5 protein-coding genes, 2 pseudogenes and 1 other annotated feature are annotated in these 7,590 nt (G+C 39.5%); all 7 genes and pseudogenes read left to right on the top strand.

All coding sequences use genetic code 11. The features are described from left to right. Positions 1–282 (top strand): annotated as a pseudogene (locus tag JCM12304_RS15440) (hypothetical protein); the annotation flags it as partial. A gap of 149 nt (positions 283–431) precedes the next feature. Beyond that, positions 432–856, top strand: a pseudogene (gene rplK, locus JCM12304_RS19170) (50S ribosomal protein L11). 213 nt (positions 857–1,069) lie between these two features. Next, positions 1,070–1,762, top strand: a complete 693-nt coding sequence (rplA, locus tag JCM12304_RS15430; protein ID WP_019375546.1) for a 50S ribosomal protein L1 — start codon at positions 1,070–1,072, stop codon at positions 1,760–1,762. A gap of 48 nt (positions 1,763–1,810) precedes the next feature. Then, positions 1,811–1,954: a sequence feature (ribosomal protein L10 leader region), on the top strand. 61 nt (positions 1,955–2,015) lie between these two features. Further along, a complete protein-coding gene (rplJ, locus tag JCM12304_RS15425) occupies positions 2,016–2,516 on the top strand; it encodes a 50S ribosomal protein L10 (RefSeq protein ID WP_019375545.1) in 501 nt (166 codons plus the stop codon). Positions 2,517–2,585: 69 nt separating this feature from the next. Then, complete coding sequence (rplL, locus tag JCM12304_RS15420; RefSeq protein WP_019375544.1) at positions 2,586–2,951, top strand: 50S ribosomal protein L7/L12; 366 nt, start codon at positions 2,586–2,588, stop codon at positions 2,949–2,951. A gap of 163 nt (positions 2,952–3,114) precedes the next feature. Next, positions 3,115–3,717, top strand: coding sequence for a class I SAM-dependent methyltransferase (locus tag JCM12304_RS15415; protein ID WP_026041278.1), 603 nt, complete (start codon positions 3,115–3,117; stop codon positions 3,715–3,717). 335 nt (positions 3,718–4,052) lie between these two features. Next, the gene (gene rpoB, locus JCM12304_RS15410) at positions 4,053–7,589 is read left to right on the top strand and encodes a DNA-directed RNA polymerase subunit beta (RefSeq protein WP_019375542.1); all 3,537 of its coding nucleotides are present in this window, start codon (positions 4,053–4,055) and stop codon (positions 7,587–7,589) included. Position 7,590: the final 1 nt, after the last annotated feature.

Genomic DNA, 7,590 nt, shown 5'->3' with positions numbered 1-7,590 from the left:
GCCGAAGACCCTGGACGGAGCGTAGCGGAGGAAGCGGCTAAGGCCATGCCGGCGGAAAGCGTCCGCCTGAAACGCAAATCAATGGCGGTAGATGATCATCAAAACGTATTAAAATATATTTTAGTAGTGTATCTTTTAGAAACAGTAATTTACAATACGTACAGTTACGTCGCAATATATATATTTTACGAATCACCGGATGCCCCAATAAATGGTGTAAAATTATTTATTCGAAAGGCAAATTTTGGTCAATATTTAATCTTTCTTAGCTCTTATAGATAGTAATCTTTGACAAAGCCTTGCAATATTTTCTTATTCATGCTAAAATTTTTTTGTTATTCATGTTCTCAACTTTATTAGAGAAAATGGAAATAGGAGTGGGAGGGGACATCCCCTATTACCACATCACGGACTTTAAGGAGGTGTGTCTCGTGGCTAAAAAAGTAATTAAATTAGTAAAGCTGCAAATCCCAGCTGGAAAAGCTAATCCGGCACCACCAGTTGGACCGGCACTAGGTCAAGCGGGTGTTAACATCATGGGATTCTGTAAGGAATTCAACGCACGTACCAAGATCAAGCGGGTATGATTATCCCTGTTGAAATTACGGTATTTGAAGACCGTTCATTTACATTTATTACAAAAACTCCACCTGCAGCTGTTCTATTGAAAAAAGCAGCTGGTATTGAAACTGCATCAGGTGAGCCAAACCGTAATAAAGTCGCAACTGTTAAACGCGACAAAGTAAAAGAAATCGCAGAAACTAAAATGCCTGATTTGAATGCAGCAGACGTAGAAGCAGCCATGCGTATGGTTGAAGGTACTGCTCGCAGCATGGGTATTACGATTGAAGACTAATTTTTAATGGAGATCCATTCTTATGCTTGCTTTTATAAGTGAGAGAAGAGATGGATTACCCAAATTTATACGGTATAGGTTGCGATTGATTGCCATTACTCGCAACCTTTTTCGTGAATGTGATGGACCAGTTTTATAACATGCTTTATAAAAGCTGTTGCTTTTATAAGTGGGAGGTATTACCGTTATAACCACAAAAGAGGAGGAAATAAAATGGCTAAAAAAGGTAAAAAACATCAAGAAGCTCTTAAGCTTGTTGATCGTTCTAAATCATATGATGTAGCAGAAGCTGTAGCTTTAGTTAAAGAAGCAGCTAAAGCAAACTTTGATGAAACTGTTGAAGCTGCTTTTCGTTTAGGCGTAGATCCTAAAAAAGCAGACCAACAAATTCGTGGCGCAATGGTGTTGCCACATGGTACTGGTAAAACACAACGTGTACTAGTATTTGCAAAAGGTGAAAAAGCTAAAGAAGCTGAAGCAGCAGGAGCTGACTTTGTAGGCGAATCTGATTATATTAATAAAATTAACCAAGGTTGGTTTGATTTTGATGTAATCGTAGCTACACCTGACATGATGGCTGAAGTTGGTAAACTTGGACGCGTGTTAGGACCAAAAGGCCTTATGCCTAACCCTAAAACTGGAACAGTTACTTTCGAAGTAGAAAAAGCTGTTAAAGATATTAAAGCTGGTAAAGTAGAATATCGTGTAGATAAATCTGCTAACATCCATGTTCCAATTGGTAAGCTTTCATTTGATAATGAGAAACTAATTGAGAACTTTGAAGCGATCACTGAAACTTTAGTTAAAGTTAAACCACAGGCTGCTAAAGGAACTTACATGAAAAATGTTTCATTAACTTCCACAATGGGCCCTGGTGTAAGAGTAGACGTTTCATCATATCGTTAATAACATGTTGACTTTTAGTTAAATATTCGTTATACTGATATGCGTTATATAAATGAATATGTTGTACCGTAGACAGTAGGGGCGATACTTCGCTTAATATCCTGCCGAGGTGTTTAAAAGCAGATTAGCCTGTAATAGGTTAATTGTTATATTAAGCTCCCATGTCTGCATGGGAGCTTTTCTTCTGTTAATAAACAGGCGCTTGCGCTATTTCTATACGGTATAATAAACAATGACAATAGGAGGTGGAACAATGTCCAGCATTATCGAGAAGAAAAAGCAAATCGTTGAAGAGATTGCTGAAAAATTCCGTGCGAGTCAAACTGCTGTAGTTGTAGACTATCGTGGCCTTGACGTAGCTGAAGTTACTGAATTACGTAAACAACTTCGTGAAGCAGGAATTGACTTCAAGGTATATAAGAATACAATGACTAGACGTGCTGTAGAAGCTGCAGAGTTAAATGACCTTTCTGATGTATTGGTAGGACCTAACGCGGTTGCTTTCAGTACAGAAGATGTAGTAGCACCAGCAAGAATTTTAAATGACTTCGCTAAAAAGCATGAGGCATTGGAAATCAAAGGTGGCGTAATTGAAGGTAAAGTCGCAACACTTGATCAAATCAAGGAACTTGCAGATCTACCAAATTACGAAGGCATGGTTTCTATGTTGCTTAGCGTACTTCAAGCTCCTGTTCGCAACTTTGCATATGCTACAAAAGCAATTGCAGAGCAAAAAGAAGAACAAGGCGCATAATTGGATAATAAGCAGATCAATCTGTTTCGTTTTATAAAAAATTAATAATAATTAGGAGGAAATAATATCATGACTAAAGAACAAATCATTGATGCGATTAAAGAAATGTCTGTATTAGACTTAAACGATTTAGTAAAAGCAATTGAAGAAGAATTTGGTGTAACAGCTGCAGCACCAGTTGCAGTAGCAGGTGGAGCTGGCGCTGGAGAAGCTGCTGAAGAACAAACTGAATTTGACGTAGTACTTGAAAGTGCTGGAGCTTCAAAAATTAAAGTTGTTAAAGCAGTTCGCGAAATCACTGGTCTTGGTCTTAAAGACGCAAAAGACTTGGTTGACAACGCACCAAAAGCAATCAAAGAAGCTGTATCTAAAGAAGAAGCTGAAGAAGTTAAAGGCAAGCTAGAAGAAGCTGGCGCAACTGTAGAAGTTAAGTAATTTCAATAATGGGGCTCGTCGTACAAGCTAACGACGGGCTCTCTATATATAAAATATGATGAGGAGGCACAAAGTATGAACAACCAAAGGGAAAACTGATGTTGTTTATTGATTTGTGCCTCTCCTATCTTCTCAATCTATTTTATTAAAAAGTAGGTGCCAAATGTCAGAGCATTACTTTTCAAAAAAACCTCAATCTAAAAGTTCACCAAAGACATGGAGTTATCGGTTGAAAGAAAGGCAATATACATTTACAAGTGATGTGGGTGTGTTTTCGAAGAATGAAGTCGACTTCGGATCAAAATTACTAATAGAACAATTCCGCCCACCTGAAATACAAGGGGATATCTTGGATTTGGGGTGTGGGTATGGGCCGATTGGTATTGCGATTTCTGATTCTTACCCAGACCGCCATGTAGTTATGGCAGATGTAAATGAAAGAGCTGTCCTTTTAGCCGAAAAAAATGCTGCTAAAAATCAAATTAATAATGCGGAGTTTATCCAAAGCGACCAGTTCTCTCAACTGGATGGTCGGATGTTTGCTGCGATCTTGACGAATCCGCCGATCAGAGCAGGAAAACAGACGGTTCATCAAATGTTCGAAAAGTCAAAGAAGGCATTGATGAAGATGGGAGAAATATGGGTTGTAATACAGAAAAAGCAGGGAGCTCCTTCCGCGAAGGATAAATTAGAAGAATTATTTGGGAATGTAGAAGTCGTAACAAAGGATAAAGGTTACTTTATTCTTCGGGCTATAAATGTTTGACCAAGGTATACGTGTATGTTATGCTTAATAAATGCTAACATGGCGATTCTTATGTCAATAGGGTATTTTATAAAAATGACGTATAATTCTCCGTGCTAGGGAAATAATGGTAAGATTGAAAGGGAGATTTTCCCTTATTTTCTATTTATATTGTTATTTTCGGCTTGGTATAAAATAGATCCATAACTTGTATATATTCGGATTGCAAGTTTGTTAGCGTGTTTAAAATGAGGATTCAAAAAACAACCTGAGAAATCAGGGAGTTTTTAAAATATATTAATCATTTAAAGTAGAAAAATACTACTTGAAAATGCATGATTTAAGGGGTGAAGCAGTTGACAGGTCAACTAGTTCAGTATGGACGGCACCGCCAACGCAGAAGCTATGCGCGTATTAGTGAAGTATTAGAATTGCCGAATCTTATCGAGATTCAAACAGCTTCTTATGAGTGGTTCCTGGAAGAAGGCATTAGAGAAATGTTTAAGGATATTTCTCCTATTGAAGATTTTACAGGTAACCTTTCACTTGAATTTGTCGATTACAGCTTGGGTGAACCAAAATACCCTGTGGATGAATCTAAGGAAAGAGATGTCACTTATAATGCTCCACTTCGAGTAAAGGTTCGCTTGATTAACAATGAAACAGGCGAAGTAAAAGAACAAGAAGTATTCATGGGTGATTTCCCGCTTATGACAGACACAGGTACATTTGTCATTAATGGTGCAGAGCGTGTTATCGTTTCACAGCTTGTGCGCTCACCTAGTGTTTACTATAATGAAAAAATTGATAAAAACGGAAAAAGGGGCGTTGCAGCAACAGTTATTCCTAACCGTGGTGCATGGTTAGAGTTTGAAACTGATGCGAAAGACGTGGCCTATGTTCGTATTGATCGTACACGTAAATTGCCGATTACGGTATTATTACGTGCTCTTGGTTTTGGTTCGGATCAAGAAATTATCGATTTGCTGGGTGATAATGAATACCTTAAAAATACATTAGAAAAAGATAACACAGAAACAACTGAAAAAGCTTTATTGGAGATTTATGAGCGTTTACGTCCTGGCGAGCCGCCAACCGTTGAAAATGCAAAAAGCTTACTTGTTTCCAGATTTTTCGATCCAAAGCGTTATGATTTAGCGCATGTTGGTCGCTATAAAATGAATAAAAAATTACACATAAAGAACCGACTTTTCAACCAAGTTGTTGCTGAACCTATTGTAGATCCTGAAACAGGAGAGGTACTGGCACAAAAAGGTGATAAGCTCGAACGTAAGTTATTAAATAAGATTATTCCATATTTGGAAAAAGAAGAAGACAAGCTTGGTGAGAGGACTGTTGAACCTCACGAAGGTGTACTGGATGATCAAATTACGCTTCAATCAATTAAAATCGTAGATCCTACTGACCCTAGTGGTGAGAAGGAACTAACCGTAATTGGGAATGCGAATGTAGATACCAGCATCAAAAATATTACACCTGCAGATATTTTATCAGCTATCAGTTACTTCTTTAACCTGCTACATCGTGTAGGTAATACAGATGATATTGATCATTTAGGGAACCGTCGTTTGCGTTCTGTAGGGGAGCTTTTACAGAATCAATTCAGAATCGGTTTGTCCCGAATGGAGCGTGTTGTGCGTGAACGGATGTCTATTCAAGATACATCAAGTATCACACCACAACAGTTAATCAATATTCGACCTGTAATTGCATCGATTAAAGAATTCTTTGGTAGTTCTCAGCTGTCACAGTTTATGGATCAGACCAATCCGTTGGCTGAATTAACACATAAACGTCGTCTGTCAGCATTAGGACCTGGTGGTTTGACGCGTGAACGTGCTGGCTTCGAAGTACGTGATGTGCATTATTCCCACTACGGTCGTATGTGTCCGATTGAGACGCCAGAGGGACCGAACATTGGTCTTATTAACTCATTGTCAAGTTATGCAAAAGTTAATAAATTTGGTTTCATTGAAACACCTTATCGCCGGGTCGACCCAGAAACTGGTAAGGTAACTGCTCAAATTGATTATTTAACTGCCGATGAGGAAGACAACTATGTTGTTGCACAGGCTAATGCTAAATTAGATGATGACGGTACTTTCACAGATGAAGAAGTAATCGCTCGTTTCCGCGGGGAGAATACAGCAGTTCCACGTGAACAAATTGATTATATGGATGTATCACCAAAGCAAGTTGTTTCCGCTGCGACCGCATGTATTCCTTTCTTGGAAAATGATGACTCCAACCGTGCACTAATGGGAGCGAACATGCAACGTCAAGCAGTGCCGCTTATGAATCCGGAAGCTCCTATTGTTGGTACAGGAATGGAGTATGTAGACGGGAAAGACTCTGGTGCAGCTATCATTTGCCGTCACGAAGGCATTGTAGAAAAAGTAGAAGCCAAAGAGGTTCTTGTTCGTCGCATATCAGAAGTGGATGGAAAAGAAGTAAAAGGCGATTTGGATCGTTACAAATTACAAAAATATATTCGTTCCAACCAGGGAACATGCTACAACCAGCGACCTATTGTAAGTGAAGGCAACCGTGTTACTAAAGGAGAAATCCTTGCAGACGGACCTTCTATGGAAGATGGGGAGCTAGCCTTAGGAAGAAACGTGCTTGTTGGTTTTATGACTTGGGAAGGTTATAACTACGAGGATGCTATCATTATGAGTGAACGACTTGTTAAGGATGATGTTTATACTTCCATCCATATAGAAGAATACGAGTCTGAAGCACGCGATACAAAACTTGGACCAGAAGAAATCACAAGAGACATTCCTAACGTTGGGGAAGAAGCACTTAAAAACCTGAATGAACATGGGATTATCCGAGTTGGTGCTGAAGTTACTGATGGGGACATCCTTGTTGGTAAGGTTACGCCTAAAGGTGTTACAGAGCTATCTGCTGAAGAACGACTTCTTCATGCAATCTTTGGAGAGAAGGCAAGGGAAGTTCGCGATACATCCCTACGTGTACCTCACGGAGCAGGCGGAATTGTCTTAGATGTGAAGATCTTTAATCGTGAGGATGGCGACGAGCTACCTCCAGGTGTTAATCAACTTGTGCGTGCATATATCGTGCAAAAGCGTAAGATTCATGAAGGAGATAAAATGGCAGGTCGCCACGGGAACAAAGGTGTAATCTCCAAAATCTTACCAGAAGAGGATATGCCATTCTTACCTGATGGAACACCAATTGATATTATGCTTAATCCATTGGGTGTACCATCCCGTATGAATATTGGACAGGTGTTTGAGTTACATCTTGGAATGGCTGCCAGACAGCTTGGAATCCATGTTGCATCACCTGTTTTTGATGGAGCTACCGAAGAGGATGTTTGGGAAACTCTAGAAGAGGCTGGTATGCCAAGGGATGCGAAAACAGTCCTTTATGATGGAAGATCAGGTGAGCCTTTTGATAATCGTGTTTCCGTTGGGGTAATGTATATGATCAAGCTTGCGCATATGGTTGATGATAAGTTACATGCTCGTTCAACAGGTCCTTACTCACTTGTTACACAGCAACCGCTTGGTGGTAAAGCCCAGTTCGGTGGTCAGCGTTTTGGTGAGATGGAAGTGTGGGCACTTGAAGCATATGGTGCAGCATATACGTTGCAGGAAATCCTTACTGTGAAATCTGACGATATTGTCGGCAGGGTGAAAACATATGAATCCATTGTAAAAGGTGATAATGTACCTGAGCCGGGAGTGCCGGAGTCGTTCAAGGTATTAATTAAAGAACTTCAAAGTCTGGGAATGGACGTTAAAATGCTTTCCAGTAACGAAGAAGAGATCGATATGCGCGAACTGGAAGAAGAAGATACACAACAAGCTAGTAAATTAAACCTTGAAGTAGAAGAAAGTTAAG

This window comes from Virgibacillus halodenitrificans JCM 12304 (assembly GCF_001310895.1).
Lineage (GTDB): Bacteria > Bacillota > Bacilli > Bacillales > Amphibacillaceae > Virgibacillus_Q > Virgibacillus_Q halodenitrificans.
Note: the sequence above shows the minus strand (reverse complement) of the source record. Positions and strands in the feature narration are given on the sequence as shown.